This window comes from Formosa undariae, assembly GCF_042427615.1.
In the GTDB taxonomy this organism is placed as follows: domain Bacteria; phylum Bacteroidota; class Bacteroidia; order Flavobacteriales; family Flavobacteriaceae; genus Formosa; species Formosa undariae.
The window spans coordinates 29,369-50,283 of sequence record NZ_JBHMEZ010000011.1 but is presented as its reverse complement, the minus strand read 5'-3'; the positions used below and the strand labels follow the sequence as shown (position 1 = coordinate 50,283).

At 34.2% G+C, this 20,915-nt stretch carries 15 protein-coding genes; 5 read left to right on the top strand and 10 right to left on the bottom strand.

What is annotated here, in order from left to right; translation table 11 throughout:
* Position 1: 1 nt before the first annotated feature.
* A complete protein-coding gene (locus ACFFVB_RS08865) occupies positions 2-1,300 on the top strand; it encodes a TlpA family protein disulfide reductase (protein WP_382382365.1) in 1,299 nt (432 codons plus the stop codon).
* 92 nt (positions 1,301-1,392) lie between these two features.
* Here the strand turns inward: ACFFVB_RS08865 and ACFFVB_RS08860 are convergent, their stop codons facing one another.
* The 9 genes from ACFFVB_RS08860 to ACFFVB_RS08820 form a co-directional block, all read right to left on the bottom strand.
* On the bottom strand, positions 1,393-2,196 hold the full coding sequence (locus ACFFVB_RS08860) for an aspartate/glutamate racemase family protein (protein WP_382382364.1): 804 nt from the start codon (positions 2,194-2,196) through the stop codon (positions 1,393-1,395).
* Between the two features lie 12 nt (positions 2,197-2,208).
* Positions 2,209-3,783, bottom strand: a complete 1,575-nt coding sequence (locus ACFFVB_RS08855) for a sulfatase (RefSeq protein WP_382382363.1) — start codon at positions 3,781-3,783, stop codon at positions 2,209-2,211.
* 9 nt (positions 3,784-3,792) lie between these two features.
* On the bottom strand, positions 3,793-5,385 hold the full coding sequence (locus ACFFVB_RS08850) for a sulfatase (RefSeq protein WP_382382362.1): 1,593 nt from the start codon (positions 5,383-5,385) through the stop codon (positions 3,793-3,795).
* Positions 5,386-5,724: 339 nt separating this feature from the next.
* Positions 5,725-7,164 (bottom strand): SusD/RagB family nutrient-binding outer membrane lipoprotein, encoded by a 1,440-nt coding sequence (locus ACFFVB_RS08845; RefSeq protein ID WP_382382361.1) that lies wholly within the window; start codon positions 7,162-7,164, stop codon positions 5,725-5,727.
* 11 nt (positions 7,165-7,175) lie between these two features.
* Entirely contained in the window at positions 7,176-10,331 is a 3,156-nt protein-coding gene (locus tag ACFFVB_RS08840; protein ID WP_382382360.1) for a SusC/RagA family TonB-linked outer membrane protein, read from the bottom strand.
* Between the two features lie 326 nt (positions 10,332-10,657).
* Positions 10,658-12,091 (bottom strand): transcriptional regulator, encoded by a 1,434-nt coding sequence (locus ACFFVB_RS08835; protein ID WP_382382359.1) that lies wholly within the window; start codon positions 12,089-12,091, stop codon positions 10,658-10,660.
* A gap of 134 nt (positions 12,092-12,225) precedes the next feature.
* Positions 12,226-13,116 (bottom strand): BPSS1187 family protein, encoded by an 891-nt coding sequence (locus ACFFVB_RS08830; protein ID WP_382382358.1) that lies wholly within the window; start codon positions 13,114-13,116, stop codon positions 12,226-12,228.
* Positions 13,117-13,453: 337 nt separating this feature from the next.
* Entirely contained in the window at positions 13,454-14,416 is a 963-nt protein-coding gene (locus ACFFVB_RS08825; protein ID WP_382382357.1) for a D-2-hydroxyacid dehydrogenase, read from the bottom strand.
* Positions 14,417-14,487: 71 nt separating this feature from the next.
* Positions 14,488-14,847, bottom strand: coding sequence for a YraN family protein (locus ACFFVB_RS08820; protein WP_382382356.1), 360 nt, complete (start codon positions 14,845-14,847; stop codon positions 14,488-14,490).
* Between the two features lie 193 nt (positions 14,848-15,040).
* On the opposite strand from ACFFVB_RS08820, the gene ACFFVB_RS08815 reads away from it, so the two are divergent.
* From ACFFVB_RS08815 to ACFFVB_RS08805, 3 genes are all read left to right on the top strand, one after another.
* Entirely contained in the window at positions 15,041-16,948 is a 1,908-nt protein-coding gene (locus ACFFVB_RS08815) for a dipeptidyl-peptidase 5 (RefSeq protein ID WP_382382355.1), read from the top strand.
* A 92-nt stretch (positions 16,949-17,040) separates the two neighbouring features.
* Complete coding sequence (locus tag ACFFVB_RS08810) at positions 17,041-17,349, top strand: hypothetical protein (RefSeq protein ID WP_382382354.1); 309 nt, start codon at positions 17,041-17,043, stop codon at positions 17,347-17,349.
* Positions 17,346-17,699, top strand: coding sequence for a hypothetical protein (locus ACFFVB_RS08805; protein ID WP_382382353.1), 354 nt, complete (start codon positions 17,346-17,348; stop codon positions 17,697-17,699). The genes ACFFVB_RS08810 and ACFFVB_RS08805 overlap by 4 nt, the downstream gene beginning before the upstream one ends.
* Before the next feature lie 19 nt (positions 17,700-17,718).
* On the opposite strand, the gene ACFFVB_RS08800 is transcribed toward ACFFVB_RS08805, so the two are convergent.
* Complete coding sequence (locus ACFFVB_RS08800) at positions 17,719-18,681, bottom strand: S66 peptidase family protein (RefSeq protein WP_382382352.1); 963 nt, start codon at positions 18,679-18,681, stop codon at positions 17,719-17,721.
* Between the two features lie 103 nt (positions 18,682-18,784).
* Between ACFFVB_RS08800 and metG the strand changes: the two genes are divergently transcribed.
* Positions 18,785-20,884 carry a methionine--tRNA ligase gene (metG, locus tag ACFFVB_RS08795; protein WP_382382351.1) on the top strand — a complete coding sequence of 700 codons (2,100 nt, stop codon included), beginning with the start codon at positions 18,785-18,787 and terminating at the stop codon, positions 20,882-20,884.
* Positions 20,885-20,915 lie beyond the last annotated feature (31 nt).

Here is a 20,915-nt window from a genome sequence, read left to right as displayed (position 1 = left end):
CATGAAAAAATTAATTTTAGCCCTTTTATTACTACCCACTTTAGTATTTGCACAACATAAAATCTCAGGGACTTTTTCACCTGCAGCAAGTTTTAAAACTGCTATTTTATACAAATTAGAACCTTCTAACCATGTATATATTAGCAATGCAGATATTGTAAATGGTAATTTCGAATTAGACTTAGAAGCCTCTCTAAAAGCAGGAATGTATCGCATAGTTTACGCCTTACCACAAGAACAATATAGTTTCGATTTTATTTATAATAATGAAGATATTGTATTTCAATTCCAGCAAGACAATGGTGTTTCATTTCAGCTATCAAAAGAAAATAAGCTATTAACGGCCTACAAAAACGACATGTATATTGTTAAAAGTAAGATTAACACCTTTTATGGCACATCCGAACAAAATAAAGCAGATTATATGACTTGCATTTCTGAAATGAAAGATATTCAAAATCAAGCCGAAACGGCATCAAAAGGAATGTTGGTTCATGATTTTATTAAAGCTGAAAGACCATACATTCCAATAGCTTTTGAAGATGCTCCAACGTATTTTAATAATTATAAAACTAATTATTTTAAACCTATTGATTTTAATAATCCCGTATTACAAAATTCTAGTTTTTTAATGGACTCAGCTTTAAGCTATGTCTTTATTTTTGTGGATAGGCAAAATGAAAACAGGTCGTATAAAAATAATATAGATGATGTTGTTCGCGAGACTTCAGCTGCAAGGGGCGTTCAGAAATCGATTTTAGAAGTATTATGGAATCAGTTTAAGGAACGTAAAAACGAAGAAGTTGCCAATTATATTTCTTCAACATATTTAGAAAAACTATTAGACCCTGTAAAAGACGAAATGCTAATATCAGACATGAGAGCTTTTCGTAATACTGCAATTGGTGCCGTAGCTCCAGATTTCTCTTGGCCTTCTAAATTAGGAAGTAGTAAGCTAAGCACGCTTTCTGGAAAAGCATATTACATTGTTACCTTTTGGAGCAGTACCTGTTCTCATTGTTTAGAAGAATTACCTGTTTTAAAAGCATACATACACGATAAATCTAACATACAAGTACTTGCTATCGGACTAGAAGACGAACGTCCGAATTGGGAAAAAACGATAGCAAATTACCCTGAATTCACTCAGATTTACGGAATAAACAAATGGGATAATCCTATTCCAATTGCGTATGGTATTTCGGGAACACCATCGTTTTTTGTATTAGATAAAGACAAAAAAATTATTGCAAAACCAAACGATGTTGAAAAACTAATAACGTTTATGGATTCACTTTAATCAAGCCCTATAGAAAGTCATTAAAAAGCGAAAGCATCACAATGTAATTATTGTGATGCTTTCGCTTTTTTTAAGTTTCGATATAAAATGAATTACTCGTTTAAAATATAATCCACTGCCGATAGCGAATGAATTTTTGTTGTATCGAAAGCAGGAACGTCAAGGTCTTCTTGAAAAATCATTAACGGAAACTCGGTACAACCTAAAATCACACCTTCGGCACCATCATTAATTAAATCGTTTAAAACACCCAAAACATAGGCTTTAGAATCAGGATTAACTGTTCCGTAAGTCAGCTCCTCGATGATAATTCTATGCAATTCATTTATCACTTTTTCGTCTTCTGGCACTAGAACTTCTAATCCATTTTCTTCGATTCTTTTGGTGATAAAATCTTCCTCCATGCTATATTTTGTTCCAATAAAGCAGACCTTTTTCAAGCCTTTTTTCTTAATCGCTTTAGCTGTAGCATCTGCAATATGTATGATAGGGAAGTCTAATTTTTCTTGAACCAGATTATAAACTTTATGCGGTGTATTGGCACAAAACATTACAGATTCTGCTCCTGCTTTATTAAGATTTAAAGCCGCATTTGTTAGCATATTAGCAATAGAATCCCATTTGTCTTCTGTTTGAAAACGGTGAACCTCAGCTTGATTAAGGGTATATACTAATAATGGTGGATTTGTATTATTTCCAAAATGATCGTTTACAGCTTGGTTAATGGTACTATAATAATCTAAAGTAGAATGCCACGACGTTCCACCGATAAGGCCTAATGTATGCATTTTTTGCACTTTTATTTCTAATTTAACTGGTTTGACTAACTCTTTTTCATTTGGACTAACATAAGAGGTCAGCCCTAAAAAAAGTAATCCATAAATATATTTCTTCATATGTTTTTCAACTTATAATGTTGTAAATCCTTTTTTTAATTCTTCAGACAATCTAACTACTAATTCCTTATTTATAGCTTGGTCTACAACATTTATATTCTCTTGGGAATCATTCTCGTGATCAAAAAGCTCTCTCCCAATTAACTCTCCTTTCTCTTTTTTATCTGCCTGCCATGTGTACCATTCAACATAACGGTAGCGATTTGTTCTCACAGTATATCCCATTTTTTCCTCTTCTCTTTCTTTTACCGTACCGTATCTTCCTAATAAAAACTGACTATAAGCAGCATCTTTTACTTTTGAATCTGTATCCTTTAGAAGCGGCTTTAAACTTGTGCCTTGTAAATATTCGGGAACGCTAAAACCTGCCACATCGCAAAGTGTTGGATAGACATCAACAAATTCTGTTAATGCATTGCTTGTTTTACCTTTCGCCTCTACTTTAGCTCCACTAATAATTAACGGTACTCTAGCATCAATTTCATAATTGGTTTGTTTACCCCAACCATTATGCTCTCCAAGTTTCCATCCATGGTCCCCCCAAAGTACAACAATAGTATTATCTTTAAGTCCCAATCGCTCTAATTCGTCCATAATTCTACCTATTTGTGCATCAATATAAGACACACAAGCATAATAGGCATGTTTTAGTTCTCTTTGTTTTTCTTCATCCCAATTGCCTTCATTAGGATAAGGCAAATTATTTTTAGCATCTACATAACCTCTAAGCTCTGCATCTCCATGTACCGAATAAGACGGACTATCTTTTGGATGAAATTGATTATCTGCTAATTTTATATCTGCTCTATTATACATATCCCAATATTTTTTGGGTGCATTAAATGGTAAATGCGGTTTATAATAACCTACAGATAAAAAGAAGGGCTGATTTTTAGATTTTAATTCTTTCAATTTTTCAATTGCCATTGTCGTTTGAGCACCATCGTAATAGGCATCATCGTCGTCTACAAGCCCCATTTCACTTGATTTGGTTTTTGAATAAATAAAACCATATTTATCAAACTTAGCTTTACCCGCTTTTAAACGCTTAAGCTCAAGCTCTTTTTGTTCTATAATATTATCCTGATTTACGTATACGGCATCTGGATCGAAAGGAAATCCGTCGACATGTAAATACTCATTCCAAGCCAAAGAATCCTGTAATGTATTATGAAACGTTTTACCTAAACCAACGCTGTAGTACCCATTATTTTTAAAAAATTGAGGTAATGTAACTAGGTCGGGCATTTGGTCTCTAAAATGTGTTTTTAAATCCCAAACTTGTGTCGAGTCTGGTCTTAAACCAGTTAACAGACTCGTTCTAGACGCTGTACAAACGGCTTGTTGGCAATAGGCACGATTAAAAACAACACCATTAGAGGCTAATTTGTCAATATTAGGAGATAGTATGTCGCTATTACCATAGCTTCCAAATTCAGGTCTTAAATCATCTATTGGAATAAATAAAATATTGGGTCTATCGGCCTCTATATTTACAACTTTAGTCTCTGTCTTTGTTTCACATCCGCTCAATACTAGAAAGGCTATAAATGCGACCGTATTAAATATTCTTTTATGTATATTCATATTAAATAATTAGGCTTTAATTTTTGGCACAGCTGCTCTCCACCCTTGTTTTAGTTGCTCTGATAATTTTTCCACATTCTGCTTTTGGTCTAATTGTCCTGCGATGTTTATTGTTTCATTTGGATCTACAGCATGATCGTATAATTCTGCAGCTGCATAATCCCCTTTTTCTTTAGTGTCATTATCCCATGTATACCATTCCATATAATGATACTGCTTTGTTTGCATGGAATATCCCATATACTCATTTCCATCTTTAGACACGCGAGCACGACGTCTAAATTGTGTAAAAACGGCATCCTTCCATTCTAAATTAGGATTACTAAAAAGAGGCGTTAAACTCGTTCCTTGAAAATAATCTGCTTTTTCAACTCCCGAAATATCACATAAGGTTGGGAATATATCGACAAGTTCTGAAAGTGCTTCGATTCGTTTTCCTTCGGTTTGATTGGCTTGTTTTATAATTAAAGGCACATGGGTATCGATGTAAAAATTCGTCATTTTACCCCAACCATTGTGGTCTCCTAATTTCCAACCATGGTCGCCCCACAGCACAATAATGGTGTTTTCGTACAAGCCTCTTTCTTTTAAGCCTTCAACTAATCGTCCTACACACGCATCAATAAAACTGACACTTGCATAATAGCCTCTTTTTAAAGAATCGGCATATTTTTCTGGCACCGGTTCGTCTTCCGGTCTTCCAATTGTATATGGATTATCATAATTCCGCAATTCATAATTAGAATTCGCCGACATCACGGGCGCGTTTTCCGGTAATTTTGGATTAGGCGCTGGAGACACAGAACCTTTTGGATATAAATCCCAATATTTTTTAGGCACTACGAAAGGCAAATGTGGCCTATAAAATCCTAAGCCCATAAAAAACGGCTGTTTCTTATCTTTAATTCTATCTATAGTTTCTAATGCTAATGTTGTTTGCATAGCATCGTAATACAAAGAGTCTGGTACATCGGCAGCTTCTAAAGCAGGTCCGCGATTCCAACCGTCTCCATATATTTTCCCTTTTCGCTTAGCCTTAAATAAATCTCGATCTCTTTTCTGAATTGCCAAAGCCTCTTTTGTATAGTAGTATGTTTCGGCATCTCGATTTGCATATGGAGCAGTATTGTATGGGGCAGGCTTTAAGTCTGGCTCGTCCCAAGAAATTGAATCTGGCATATAATTATGAAAGATTTTACCGATGTTCACCGTATAATATCCCGACTTATTAAAATATTGAGGCATCGTAACAGCATCTGGATTAATCTCTCTAAACTTATCTCCTAAGTGCCATACACGTGTAGAGTCTGGTCTATACCCAAGCATAGTACTTGCTCTAGAAGTAGCACAAACTGCAGCTTGACTATGCGTATTTAACATAAGCATAGACGTAGACGCCAAGGCATCGATATGAGGTGTTTTCATTTCGACGTTGCCATATGCTCCAAGATCCGGTCTTAAATCGTCTATAGACAAAAATAATATGTTGGGCTTTTGGATCTCTACGCGCACTGCTTTAGTGTCTGTTTTTTTCTCGCATCCACTTAACATTACAAGAGCTATTAATGCAAAGTAGTTAAGTATTTTTTTTTGTATAATCATTATTAAATAAAGTTTGATATATGCTGTTTTTATTCATTTTGCCTCTCGGTTTTGTGTCCAAACAAAGCCTAGTTAGATAATGAATGGTAATTTTTTCCAAATCATTATATAATCCAAATATATAAATGAAATTTAGACTAGGTATAATATTAATCCCGTTCTGTCTATTTTAAACCAAGCCTCGCCATTTGCACGCCCTTTTATAGACTCATTTATTACATTAAAATAATGTAAGCTAGTAATTATAAAATTCAGTATTTATCTTATAATTTATAAGAAGATGACTAACTCAACAAAATGAAACATCACTAGCTTACTATAATTCTAAAATATTACATTCTATTTTTCGAACCACATAGGATCCTCAATAGTTACTTCTGTAGGTATGTTTATGTTAGCTGCTGCTTCATTGCTAGAATATGTATATCTCCTGATAATATCTGTTGCTCCAGAAAGGTTAGGAATATCAAAATCAACCGACTTGGTTCTTTTCCATAAATTCCATGCTTCAATTCCACTACCAAATAAAGAGATATAATGTTGATCGTTAATGTAATCTAAAGCCGCTTCTTTTGTTAAAGTAGATAAATCGGGTAAACTAGCGATGTACGTATCTTTATCTGTTTGTGAAATCGCTCCTAAAGAACCATCAAAATAATCTAAAGACAATGTAACGCCTTCTAGAAACCACGCATTCGCTTGGGTTAAATCTCCTGAGACATACCCATTTGCAGCAGCATCTGCCAATAAAAAGTAGGTTTCAGATGCTGTTGAGTATCTATCAGGTGTATCTGCTAGAATATTATTTACATTTATTTTTGAAGCAAGTGCGACACCTGTAAATCCTTGAACTAAACCAACATAATCACCATTTGTATTTTGATCAAAATAGGTTGCTCTACGGGGATCGTCTAAATCGTTCATAAGGTTTACTAGTGGGCTTCCTGCGTACCATAAATTAATATTTCCTCCCCAAAAATTATTTATAAAAGTATATTTAGGGTTTTCGTTACCAATTTCAGAACTGTATTGTAGTTTGGCTTCCTGTTCGTTAGTAAATATTAACGCGCTATTTGCTACCTCCTGAAGTCTGTCTGAAACTTCAGTAGGTTTTTTATTTGCCATAAACATGAGCATTTTTAACTTAATAGAATTTGCCCAACGAATCCAAGCTTCTTTATCGCCTTCGAAAATTAAGTCATCAACAATGTCTGAATCGGTATCTTCTTCTAAAATAGCAATAGCTTCATCCATTAAAGTTACGATACCTTCCATTACAGTTTCTTGAGAATCGAACTCCGGATATGGATAAACTGCTGGATTTCCTGCTTGGGTAAATGGAACTTCTCCCCATACTTGTGTGATATTAGAATAAATAAAACCTTCTAATATTTTTGCTTGAGCAACAATATAAATGTCATCTGGATAATCTTTTTCAACTAATAATTCAACTAAAGATAAATTTTTCAAACAGGTTGTATACCAATTTGTCCATGCATTATTTACTGAGGGTACACCAAGTGTATATCTGCTTCTACTTCTCCACGTACCAGCACTACCTGCCCATTGTTGCGCATGCATATTAGAACCGGCAAATTCAATAACTCTTTGGGAAGACATATTCACTATTACCTCAGGAAATAAAAGATAAGGAGGCACTGTTGTTACTGCTAATGGATCTTCATTAATATCTGTTATATCCTTAGTACATCCGTTTAAGCTGAATATAATTACCGATACTAAAAATAAGTACGTTGCTTTTATGATTGTATTTTTCATCTTTTTATTATTTAAAATTTAACGTTAACACCAAACCCAATACTACTTGTTGAAGGCAAACCATTATATTCAATACCTCCTCCATTACTACTTGAACCAAACAAATTTGTTTCTGGATCGATATGAGGAATACTGGTGTTAAAAATGGCTATATTTCGTCCTTGCAGACTAAATCTTAAATTACTAAAAGGTGTCTTTTTTAACTGTTCCTTATTCAATGAATAAGACAAAGCTAACTCTCTCCATTTTATATAAGTGGCGTCAAACGTGTTACTTTCATGAATCCTAGCGGCTGAATAATTAGACCAATAAGATTGTACACTTGGTATTGGTATTGTGTTTTCAGAATACGTACCATCTCCATTATCGACAAAGGTATTTGGATCTACAAAAAGAGTTTCTCTATCTACAGCTGTTTCTGCAGCCAAACCACTAGTTCTTAAGTTAGATACGGTTTGAGAATATAAAACGCCTCCTTCTTTCCAATCAAAAGTTGTGGATAGTCTCCAACCTTTATAACTAAATACAGAAGTAAGCCCCATAGTAAAGTCTGGCATTATATTTCCTAAGCGCTCTGTATTACCTTCATAACGTAAACCCGTACTTCCTACTAATATCTGATCTTCTATCGTATTTCCGTTTTCATCTACAGCTCTAGCAAATCTATTTCCATATAGACCTATACTTTCTCCTTCTCCGGCAGCTACAGTTAAACCATTATAAGTACTTGCCATAGTATATATACCTAAATCCCCTAAATCTTCAATAATGGTTTCATTGGTTGTGAAATTGTAATTTAAGTCCCATTTAAATCCTTTATATCTAATTAATTTTATTCCCAATTCCAATTCAAAACCTGTGTTTGATATTTCTCCTAAATTAGTCCAAGCAGAACTATACCCTGTAGAAGGCGACGTAGATAATGCTATAATTTGATCAGTAGTATTAGTCTTATAATACGTTGCATCTACTGTAAATCTGTTTTTAAAAAACCCCAATTCAATACCAATTTCTTTACTTAATTGATTTTCTGGTTTTAAATTTGCATTTGGCAGGGAGTTTGGACCAGAAAAAGCAAGCTGACCACCAAAAGGAAATGTTCCAGTTGTACTAAATTGTCCATACCAACTTGATTGAGGATAATACAAATAATCTAATTGATATGCGCTTGTATCACTACCTACGTTAGCCCAGTTTGCTCTTAATTTACCATAACTAAAAATATTACTGTCAATATTAAAGGCATCAGAAAAAACAAAACTTAACGCTACAGATGGATAGAAATAACTATTAGCACCTTCTGGCAACGTCGAAGACCAATCGTTTCTAGCGGTTAAATTTAAACTAAGCCATTTTTTATAAGTCATTGTAAAATCTCCAAAAGCTCCAAAAACACGTGTTTGAGAATAATTGTTAAAAGGAACATTACTTTCTACATTACCTGGAGCAAAAAGTTCAGGGATGGTAAGCGTTTCGCCGGTGTTACCAATAATATCAGTTGTTCTTTGATTCCATTGCACCCCACCTCTTAAGGTAACATCAAAATCTTCAAAAGAATTATCATAGGTTGCTAAATAATCTATAGTTATTTCATTTCTACTCGTAGTAGATTGTCTGTAATTACCTTCAAGAAGTCCTATAGTTCCTTTATGATTATTTCTAAAATATTTAGTATTGTAGGTATCGTACCCCACTCTTCCTAACATAGAAAAATGTTTTACAGGACTATAAGTAAGAGCAACATTCCCGAAAAATCGTTCGGTATCAGCTGTTCTTTGATTTTCATTAACAATCCAATACGGGTTATTGGTTCCATCGGCATCAACAGGAGACAGCTGTGTTACGCCATCATCGGCTACCCATGGTTTAAAAACATCTATATTTGTAACTCTTGGTAAAGTATTTATAATACTTGTTAATACATTAGGGTCATTTGCTCCTGTTGCCACTGCACCATCTATACCTGTATTAATATAATTTACGCTGAATTCAGAACTCAATTTATCAGACAATTCAGAACCTGCTTTAAGTCCTAAATTCAATCTATCTAGAGATGATCCAGGTAAAATCCCTTCATTTGAACTATGAGAAGTACTAACTCTATAATTATTTTTTCCTTCGTTTGAAGTTCCTGAAATTGAAAAACTATTTACCTTAGTTGAACCTAAATCATAAAAATCTTTTTGAAGATCTGGATTCGATGTAAAGGTTTGCGAATTGCCAGCATAATCTGTGTATGGTGTTCCGCTAGAAATTGCAGGTCCCCAACCTTTAGAAGCGTCTTGTATATTATCGCCATCAGCCTCACTATAAACTCCTAAACTACCTGGACCGTAGCTGTTTTGAAAATCTGGAAGTCGTAAAGGTGTATCAAAACGCATTGTTGAGCTATAAGTAATGGTCGCACCCTTTCCTTTCCCTTTTTTAGTCGTTACCACAATAACACCATTAGATGCTCGTGAACCATATAAAGCCGCAGCCGATGCCCCTTTAAGCACGGTTAGCGTTTCAATATCATCTGGATTAATATCTTGGGCTCTGTTTCCATAATTTGCACCTCCAGATATACCACCGTCAGAACTATTATTATCAGATATAGGAACCCCATCAATTACCCATAACGGGTTATTATCTCCAAATATACGAGTAAGACCCCTTACTGTTATCTTTGTAGACGTCCCCACGCCTCCGCCTCCACCGGTAATTTGAACACCAGATACCTTACCTTGTAATGCCTGAAGTACATCGGTTTCTCTTGCTTCTTCAAAATCTTCAGATTTTACTGTACTAACAGCATATCCTAATGTTCTTTCAGCACGCTCTATCCCCATTGCAGTTACTACAACTTCATTTAAGGTTTCGGCATCTTCGTACAAGATAACGTCTATTTTTTTAGACGTACCAATTGTTTTTTCTACTGCTCCCATACCTAAATAAGAAAACACTAATACTTGTCCTTGATTTGCTTTAATAGAGTAGGCACCATCAAAATCTGTTTGCACTCCTGTTCGGGTACCTTTTATCATAACAGTTACTCCTACAGCAGGAATTTTCGATTCGTCTGTTACCTTACCAGTAATATCGTTTTCTTGCGAATACATATTCTGAATAGTCCCGAATTGAATGGTAATAATAAAGATTAATAATTTGAAGATTTTTGTTTTCATACACCGTTGTTTTAATTATAAATCATCTACTTAATGCCTCTAACACATCTTAACTTTTGGTTAGATAATATTTAAGAGAACATTAACAAATGAGATATAAAACAACTAAAAAACCAACAAAGACAAGGGTTTTGAAGGTGTACACTTATACTACAGCAGGTAATAACAGTGACGTTTTGTGAGAAAAAGAATAAAACGAGAGCAAATCATTAATTTATTTGTTTTTACATACGTAAACTGTTAAATATGACAAGACATAAATCAACATAAATGTTAAAACATAACATAAAAATCAAAAAACAAATAGATATATTAAAGACATTGAATTAAATTCTCTTTATCCAAACATATATATTTTCATCTTCAGGGATATTAAGTTTTTTACGTAAACGGTACTTTTTGGTTTGTACAGTTCTGGGCTGAATATGTGTAAAGCTTGCAATATCTTTTGAAGAAAAATTAAGCCAAATCATGGCACAAAATATTAGCTCTGTATTTACCAATTTAGGATTAACCTTTAATAAATTTTCACAAACCGTAGGATAAACTTCTTGAAAACGGATAAGAAAAGAAGGGTCGTTAGCTTTAGCCAGATTAACAACCTCTTCGAAAGCTTCATTTAATTGTTGCTTTAATTTTACGCTTTCAAGTTCCTTTTGATTTATTAGTTCTTCTTTTTCTTCAATTATTATAGATTTCTTTTTTCTATAATAATAGATTATTACAATTATACACCCAACAAATAAGAAAACAACAGTTACAATAAGAGCACTGTATTTCTTTTCTTGCTTTTTATAACCACTTTCTTGTTCTGTTAAAAAATCACTAATAACTCCTCCAATATTTTCATTATAACGTGTATTCAAACTATCCGTTAGATTTACATACTTAAGCAAATACTCATGAGAGCGATCTTCATCTTGTAATTGAGAATAGGCTTGTGAAATTAATTTATAAACTAGTTTGACATTTTTTAATCGCTTAATACTTTTAGAAATAACAACAGATTCTTCATACAAGCTTATAGCCTCTAGATAATTCCCTATGGCTTTGTTATAATTAGCTTCCGCTTGTAATACTATAGATTTATGATATACTCTAAGATCATTAACCTCTATTAACTTTTTACTCTTATTTAAGTAAGTCCTTGCAGAATCTATATTCCTATCTTCTTTTAAATAATAATTAGCGACAACAGCATACTTAAATGCATTTTCCCTAATTTTAATGGATTTGTGAATGTAGACTAAAGTGGAGTCTAATTTATATGGAGTATTTAGAAAGGCATCTCCTTTATTAATATACAAAGAAGGTAAAAAATAATGATATTCAGAAGGTAGTGTCTTACAGAGTTCAATACTCTTGTTGTAATATTCAATAGATTTATTACTGATCTTTAACGCAGCATAATTTCTTGCATAATTAGACAAAAGCTTTATTCTCAAATCAAAGTCTTTATTCTTATCTATTAGTCCATCTGCTAAATCTAAATATCTTAAACTTTCTGAATGTTCCCCAATAGCACACAAGATATTAGCCATACGAACATACCCAAAGGATACAATATAAGTATCATTATTTTTTTTGGCACTTTCAACCATATCAAAATTTAGAAGCAATGCCTCTTCAAGAAGTCCTTCTTCAATTAAAGAATTTCCCTTTTTTTTCAAATATTGATAGTCTGGTTTTTGCGATTGTTGCGCTCCATATACTGAAGAAAAAACTAAAAAAAATAATATAATAATATATCTGCTTTTCATTTATATAATAACTCCGGTACTTAATAAAAAAAAGTGTGTTACAGAGTAAAAGTAATTACTTTGCAACACACTTTTTTTTATAAAAATATAATTATTAGGTCTTTTTATGAGATTAACTAATTAATTACACCACTTTAATTTCCTTTCCCTAATAACGCTATCCATTGATCTGCGTAACCTATATTTCTTACCCCATTAGAATGTCCTTTTTTCCCTTTTGGAACAGGAAGATCAAATGGATAAATATGATCTTTAGGTATACCCATTGCAACATAAGATGCCTCGATTACTTTAGCAGCAGGCTCGGTAACATGATATGTCCCATACCATAAATTAGAAGGTGTAACACTTTTGTTAAAATACCATCCAGCTATTTCCTTTTTTCTAGAATAATCCCATCCTCCTGAAAAATCGATAACTCTAGCGACTAGATGCTCTTTTGCTATAAAAGCAGCCATTCCGCCACCTTGAGACTGTCCCGAAACAGCAATTTCACTCCATTTTGGTTCTCCATTTTCAAGATAAGAACCCCAATTTCCTTTCGTATCATTTTCGGCGAGATAAGTTAATAATTTAGTTAATCTATTAACGATAGCATCATGTTCTTGATCATCAATAAGTGAAAAATTATTATTACCGTAAATACGCATCGTTCTAAATTGACTTGTGCATTTAGAATTTTTTTCCAAAACTTCACCTCTACATATCTGAGCAACTGCAGGTGTATTTATATAAGACAGATTAATAACTTGATATCCCTGACTAACAGCTACAGAAAATAAAGCCTTAGGCCCTTTAGCAGCAATCCCTCCTGTTCCTGGTAAAAACAACAAAAGTTTACCCTGCTTGGCCTGTTGATTATAAACCACTAAATGAGGTGTATTTGCTTCTTTAATTCTTGAGTCGGTTTTAGCTGGCTCGATATTTAAAATGGTATAATTTTCAGGAAACTGATATCCTGATTGTCCAAAAGAATAATTGTGAAACAACACAACTGCTATTAATAGAATAAGCTTATTTATCATAATATGTTACTTAATTTTTAGTAAATATAAAATCAGAAAAACACAAATCTAAACGTTGAAATTACCACGTGATAGAAAACTGATTCTAGAATTATTTTAACATTCTAATTAATCCGTCTGTGTTTTAAATCCACTTTAAATCAACTAAAAAACAATTAAAACAACACGTTTTAAGTGTGCACACTTATACTACAGCTTGTCTTATTTCACAACTTTTATGAAAAAAGGAATAAAAGAGTATAAAAACATACATTTCTTTATTTTTTAATAATTATTTCACCCAATACGAAACACATAAAATCGGTAATAATGTTAAAATAAAACTTGAATTGAATTTTTAAGACACCACATTTTGAGTTTCGCCTTCTAAAAACATTTTAAAATTCTGTACTGCAATTTGCATACATCGACTTCTTGCTTCTAGCGGCGCCCATGCAATATGCGGCGTAATAATACAGTTTTTAGCTCCTAACAACGGATTATCTGATACAATAGGCTCTTCCGAAACCACATCTACTGCTGCAGCTGCAATTTTACCAGAATTTAAAGCTTCGGCTAAATCGGCTTCAACAACTAATCCGCCACGCGACGTATTAATGATGAATGCACTCGACTTCATTTTAGAAATCGTTTCCGAATTAATAATTCCTGCAGTATCATCGGTCATCGGACAATGCAAACTAATAACATCTGAAGTTTTCAATAATTCATCTAATTCTACAAATCGACATGTTTCCGTTTCATATTCAGAATACACCGTTCTATTAAAAATCAGAACATTTAAACCAAAAGCTTGTGCTAAAGCAGCAGTTGCTTTTCCAATTTGTCCGAATCCAATAATCCCTATGGTTTTTCCTTCCAACTCAATAAGCGGACTATTCCAAAAGCTAAAATCTTTAGAGTTCTCCCACTGCCCAGAGTGTACTGCTAGATTATGATCGCCAACATGATGACAAAGTTCTAACAACAACGCCATAGTTAACTGCGCCACCGAAGCCGTGCTGTACGCCGGAACATTAGTAACTACCACATCTTGTTTTTTAGCCGTTTCGATATCTATAATATTAAACCCTGTTGCGGTTACACCTATATATTTTAAATGAGGTAATTGTTTAAGTACAGCTTGCTGCAAAGGCACTTTATTTGTAATAACGGCTACGGCATCTCCAATAGTAGCCACTATCGCTTCGTTATCTAAAGCTGTCCGATCGTAAAGCGTAACAGCCGCAAGATTATTTAAAGCATCCCAACTTAAATCTCCTGGATTCAGAGTATATCCATCTAATACAACAAGTTTCATAATTCTAGTTTAATATTAATAAGGGTAACAATGTAGTGAATTTCATTGAAATTTATTAATGTTGAAAGGATTCAAAAATGATAAAAAGCATCTTCTAAATGTTCTAATTCCAATCCTTTTTTTGAACTTACAATGGCGATAATATCAAAACGAACTTCTACATCTAAATTATTAGACGTCACATAAGCATCCACCGCAGTGACTAACCGCTGAATTTGTTTTGGTTTCACAAAATCTTGAGGATTCCCAAAATCTGTACTAGAACGTGTTTTCACTTCTACAACGGCCAACACATCACCTTTCTTTGCCAAAATATCGACCTCAGCTCTTTGATACCGATAATTACGCTCTATGATCTGATAGCCATTTTTCAACAGAAAATGCACTGCTTCTTCTTCTCCTAATTTCCCTAATTTATTGTGATCCGCCATAATCTTCTAAAACAAAACGAATTACAAGTTAATGATTAATCCATTTTAAAAAAATTCCTATCTCTATTTCTAGGGATCTCAACCTCATCTCCTAACTCATAAAACCACAACACTCTCTCATACATTTTATAACAATTTTAATAAACGAAACAACCCCAAATCAGTATCTTTGGAAGAGTTAACAAGCAAAAAAATGAAAAAATTAATCTTAATCTTAACAGTCTTGATTGCAAGTAATATATCAAACGCACAACAAGTAATGAACCCTGAATTGCTTTGGAGTGTAAAACGCATTGGAGTAATGGGGATATCTGAAGACGCTTCTCAGATATTTTATAGTATTAAAATTCCGAATATTGAAAATAATGATTTCGACACCACGTATTTTAAGATGCCAATTGATGGCGGAACTGCAATAAAAATTGAAAAGGAAGATGTGGCTGTTTCAGACAAAAACATATCGCCGGATGCCGCTTTAAAAGTGTTTCATAAATCGGTGCATTTAACAGATGTAAAAGCAAACGACATCTATAAAAATCTAGACAAAGCGAATGCTTATGTATTTACAGAACTAGATAATCGCCACTGGGATACTTGGAGCGACGGGTCTTACGAACATGTGTTTTATAAAAAGGCAAATGCCGAAGATGAGACTGCAACAGATATAATGCCGGAAGAACCATACTACTCACCACAGCGACCATTTGGTGGTGACGAAGATTACATTTGGTCTCCAGACAGTAAGAGTATTTATTATGTAAGCAAAAAACTAAAAGGAAAAGCGTACGCTACAAGTACCAATACCGACATTTACAAATACGATATTGCGACTAAAACCACTACAAATATTACTGAAGGAAACAAAGGTTACGACACCTCTCCTGCCTTTTCTAAAACAGGTGTTTTAGGTTGGTTACAAATGAAAACTGATGGTTACGAAAGTGACAAAAATGATATAATTGTTCTTGAAAACGGTATCAAACAAAACTTAACACAACAATGGGACGGCACAGTAAACAGTTTTACATGGAGTAAAGACGGATCGAAAATCTATTTCACTGCAGCTGTAGATGGAACCATTCAATTATTTTCGGTGAACTATCCCGGGAAAAAACGAATTGCTCCTGTAGTAAAACAATTATCTAAAGGGCAATTTGATGTTCAAGGTATTGTTGCAGAACTAGACGACACTCTTATCCTGACTCGCGGGGATATGAATCACGCAAGTGAAATTTTCTCTTTTCGATTGAAAGATGCCTCGTTTAAACAATTATCTACTGTAAACGACGACTTCTATAACAAATTAGATTTACCTAAAGTTGAAAAGCGCTATGTTACAACTACCGATAATAAACAAATGTTAGTGTGGGTCATTTTACCACCTAATTTCGATGCAACTAAAAAGTACCCAACCTTATTATATGCTCAAGGTGGACCACAATCTGCTTTATCTCAATTTTACTCTTACCGTTGGAATTTTCAATTAATGGCCTCTCAAGGCTATATTATTGTAGCACCAAACCGAAGAGGAATGCCTGGATACGGTGTAGAATGGAATGAAGCGATAAGTAAGGACTGGGGCGGACAAGTGATGGACGATTACCTTTCTGCAATAGACGATGTCGCTAAAGAATCTTACGTAGACAATGACAGATTGGGTGCCATTGGCGCGAGTTATGGTGGTTATTCTGTGTTTTATCTAGCAGGGATTCACAATAAGCGATTTAAATCTTTTATTGCTCACGATGGTGTTTTCGACACGAGATCTATGGCCGGAACAACAGAAGAATTATTCTTTGTAAATCATGATTTTGGCGGTAACTATTGGGACAAATCTAATGCCACAGCTCAAAAAGCATTTAATGAATTTAACCCCATAACGAAGGTCGATAAATGGGACACACCGATTTTAATTATCCAAGGTGGTAAAGATTACCGTGTGCCTATCGAGCAAGGTTTAGCAGCATTTCAAGCGGCTCAATTAAGAGACATAAAAAGTAAATTATTATATTTACCTGACGAAAATCACTGGGTGTTACAGCCTCAAAACGCTTTAGTTTGGCAACATGAGTTTTTTAAATGGTTAAAAGAGACCTTATAAAATGCGTTTACGTTAATACGATCTTGATACTTTTTTTATATTACATTACAATTTAAATGAAATAAGTAAAAGGCATAAAACAAGATAAATTTATGGGTGGTACAGTTCAAATAAAATGTCCTAATTGTGGTTTATTCAACACGAATGCAGATCATTGTTCGAACTGTGGCACCCTTCTTTCTTATAAAAAAAGACGAGAATTAGCTCATGAAGAGCAGAAAAAGAAACGCATAGAACGCGAGGAAACAAAAGAAAAAACATCTCCTTCTTGGATTGAATCTAGTAAAAACAGTAACAACCCAATAGTGAGAATTGGAGCTCATATAATGAATTCAATAGTTATAGTAGTTATGGCAATTGGCGCCTTTTTTGCTTGGTTGTTTACCTTCTTGGCGGCATGAAAATTTTAAAACATCCTGTGTTTTTAATTTGTTTAGCTCTAGCGGGTTTCATTTACTTGTCGAGTATCTTCAATTTACAACTCCCAAACTGGATTACATATTATGTAAACGATGCCTTATGCATGCCCATTGTATTATCGTTCTGCTTAATTGGCGTAAGACTAATTAAAGCTGACCAAAACTTATATTTAACGCTACTGCCTATTGTTTTATTGACACTATTTTACGCGTTACTTTTTGAATGGTGGTTACCAAAATCAAATCCGAGATATACTGCAGATTGGGTAGACGTTGGATTATATGCTTTGGGAAGCACTACGTTCTATTATTATCAGAAGAAATTGTATTGATTACTTCATTTTGAGAGTCCTAATCATGAAAAATCACAGTAGACTCGCCTTTCTCTACTTTTAAAGTGACTGTTGCACCAAGAATCATGGCGCGATTATCTTTTTCGTGACCTGCAGGCATATTAAAAGCCACAGGAAAATCATATTCGGCAACGATATCAAGAATAATCTCATCGATCGTTCTTCCAAAATCTGTGGTGTTTCTTCTAACTCTACTCATATCACCAACCAAAATACCTTTACAGTTTTCAAAATATCCGGCACGTTTTAAACTTTGTAACATACGATCTATATGATAGGCATATTCTCCGATTTCTTCAATAAAAAGAATCTCTCCCGACGTATCCAAACTGGTTTCCGAACCTAACATGGTATGCAACAGCGTTAAATTTCCACCAGCAATAGGAGCTGTAACCATCCCTGTTTTGTTATAACTTGATCCTTTTAAAGTGTAAGACAAATCCTTTCCAAAAATGGCACTCTTAAAGGTTGAAATGGTTTCAGGAATATCGGCTAAATTTTGAGGTAAACTCACACACATCATCGCATGCATAGATTCGTATCCTAAATTATGAATCTGATTATGAATGGCTGTAATGTCCGAATACCCTATCACCCATTTCGGTTGTAGTTTAAACTTAGAGTAATCTAATAAATCTATCATTCTAACTGTTCCATATCCGCCTCTAGCACACCAAATTGCTTTTATTTTGGGATCGTCTAGCGCCTTCTGAAAATCGGAAGCGCGTTGTTTATCTGTTCCTGCAAAATGTCCGTTTTGAGCAAATACATGTTCGCCAACAACAGCATGTAACCCCCAACTTTCTAATAAATCCTTAGCGCGATTAACTTCATCATATCTATTTTTTAACACGCCAGAAGGCGCTAAAATAGCAACGGTATCTCCAGCTTTTAAAAACGGAGGTTGGATATATGTTTTTTGTTGATTAACGAAAGACTGGTCTACAGAGTATTGTGCCATTGTGGTACTAATATTTAAACTAAAAACAATAAAAAATAGGGGTAAATATATTCGATTAGAGGACATAAAATGTGCTTTTTGTAAATGTACATTTTTTTTCTAAATGGTTAATGAATTGCGTACTTTTGTGCCTTTAAAACAGAAACGAGACATGTCTAAAAGATATACCATTACAGCAGCGTTACCATACACCAACGGTCCAATACACATTGGACATTTAGCCGGTGTTTACGTACCTGCCGATATTTATGCCCGATATTTACGCCTTACAGGAAACGATGTTCTATTTATTTGCGGAAGCGACGAACATGGAGTTCCAATAACTATTAAAGCGAAAAAAGAAGGTGTTACACCTCAAGATATTGTAGATAAGTATCACGCGATTATAAAAACATCGTTTGAAGATTTTGGTGTGTCTTTCGATAATTACTCAAGAACTTCAGCTAAAATTCATCATGATACAGCTTCAGAGTTTTTCACCACCTTATATGATAAAGGGGAATTTACCGAAGAAACGACAGAGCAGTTATACGACGAAGAAGCAAATCAGTTTTTAGCAGATCGTTTTGTTGTTGGGACTTGCCCGAAATGTAATTATGAAGAAGCTTATGGCGATCAATGTGAAAAATGCGGAAGTAGCTTAAATGCTACAGATTTAATTAATCCTAAATCTGCAATCACAGGAAACGTGCCGACTTTAAAACAAACAAAACACTGGTTTTTACCTTTAGATAAGCACGAAGATTTCTTAAGAGAATGGATTTTAAAAGGCCATAAAAAAGACTGGAAACCTAATGTTTACGGTCAAGTAAAATCTTGGATCGACGATGGTTTACGTCCGCGTGCCGTAACTCGTGATTTAGATTGGGGAATTCCTGTTCCTGTAGAAGGTGCCGACGGAAAAGTACTTTACGTTTGGTTTGATGCTCCTATTGGATACATCTCGTCTACCAAAGAATGGGCGGCTCGAGAAGGAAAAGACTGGGAACCATATTGGAAAGATAAAGACACCACTTTAGTGCATTTTATTGGTAAGGATAATATTGTTTTTCACTGTATTATTTTCCCTGCGATGTTAAGAGCTGAAGGCTCTTATATTTTACCAGAAAATGTTCCTGCTAACGAATTTTTAAACTTAGAAGGAAATAAATTATCGACCTCTAAAAACTGGGCCGTTTGGTTACCAGAATATTTAGAAGATTTTCCAAATCAGCAAGATGTGCTGCGTTATGCGTTAACAGCGAATGCACCAGAAACAAAAGATAATGACTTTACATGGAAGGATTTCCAAGCAAGAAACAACAACGAATTGGTTGCGATCTTCGGAAACTTAATTAACCGTGTTGTCGTATTAACCAATAAATATTATAACGGCATTGTTCCTACTCCAAGTGAGTTCTCTCAAGTAGATGAAGAAACATTAGCCGCTTTAAAAGCATATCCATCTGTAATCTCAAGTTCTATAGAACGTTACAGATTCCGTGAAGGAAGTCAGGAATTAATGAATTTAGCACGACTAGGAAACAAATATTTAGCCGATGAAGAGCCTTGGAAAATGATAAAAGTTGATGAAGCTCGTACACAAACTATTATGTTTGTTGCGCTTCAAATTTCTTCAGCATTAGCCACGCTTTGCGAACCCTTTTTACCATTTACTTCAGTAAAATTAAAAGGTATTTTAAATCTTGCTGACGAAAATAGTTGGGAAAGCATTTCAACAAAAGATGTTTTACTTCCTGCAGGACACCAAATTGAAAAAGGAGAGTTATTGTTTTCAAAAATTGAAGATGAAACAATTCAGAAACAATTAGATAAATTAATTGCTAGTAAGAAAGCAAACGAAGCTGCAAACAAAGTTGTTGAGCCTCAAAAAGATACGATTACATTCGACGATTTCTCTAAATTAGACTTGCGTGTTGGCACGATTTTAGAAGCAGAGAAAATGCCTAAAGCAAAAAAACTATTGGTTTTAAAAGTTGATACTGGTATCGATGTGCGTACAATCGTTTCTGGAATTGCAGAAAGTTTTACACCAGAAGAAATTGTAGGAAAACGCGTAACTGTATTGGTAAATTTAGCACCAAGAGCGTTACGTGGCGTAGATAGTGAAGGTATGATTTTAATGACAGAAACTGCTGAAGGCAAACTTGTGTTTGTAAATCCAGATGAAAAGGGAGTGACTAACGGATTACAGATTAGTTAGAATTCTCTCAAAAAACCTTCATCTAAACTAG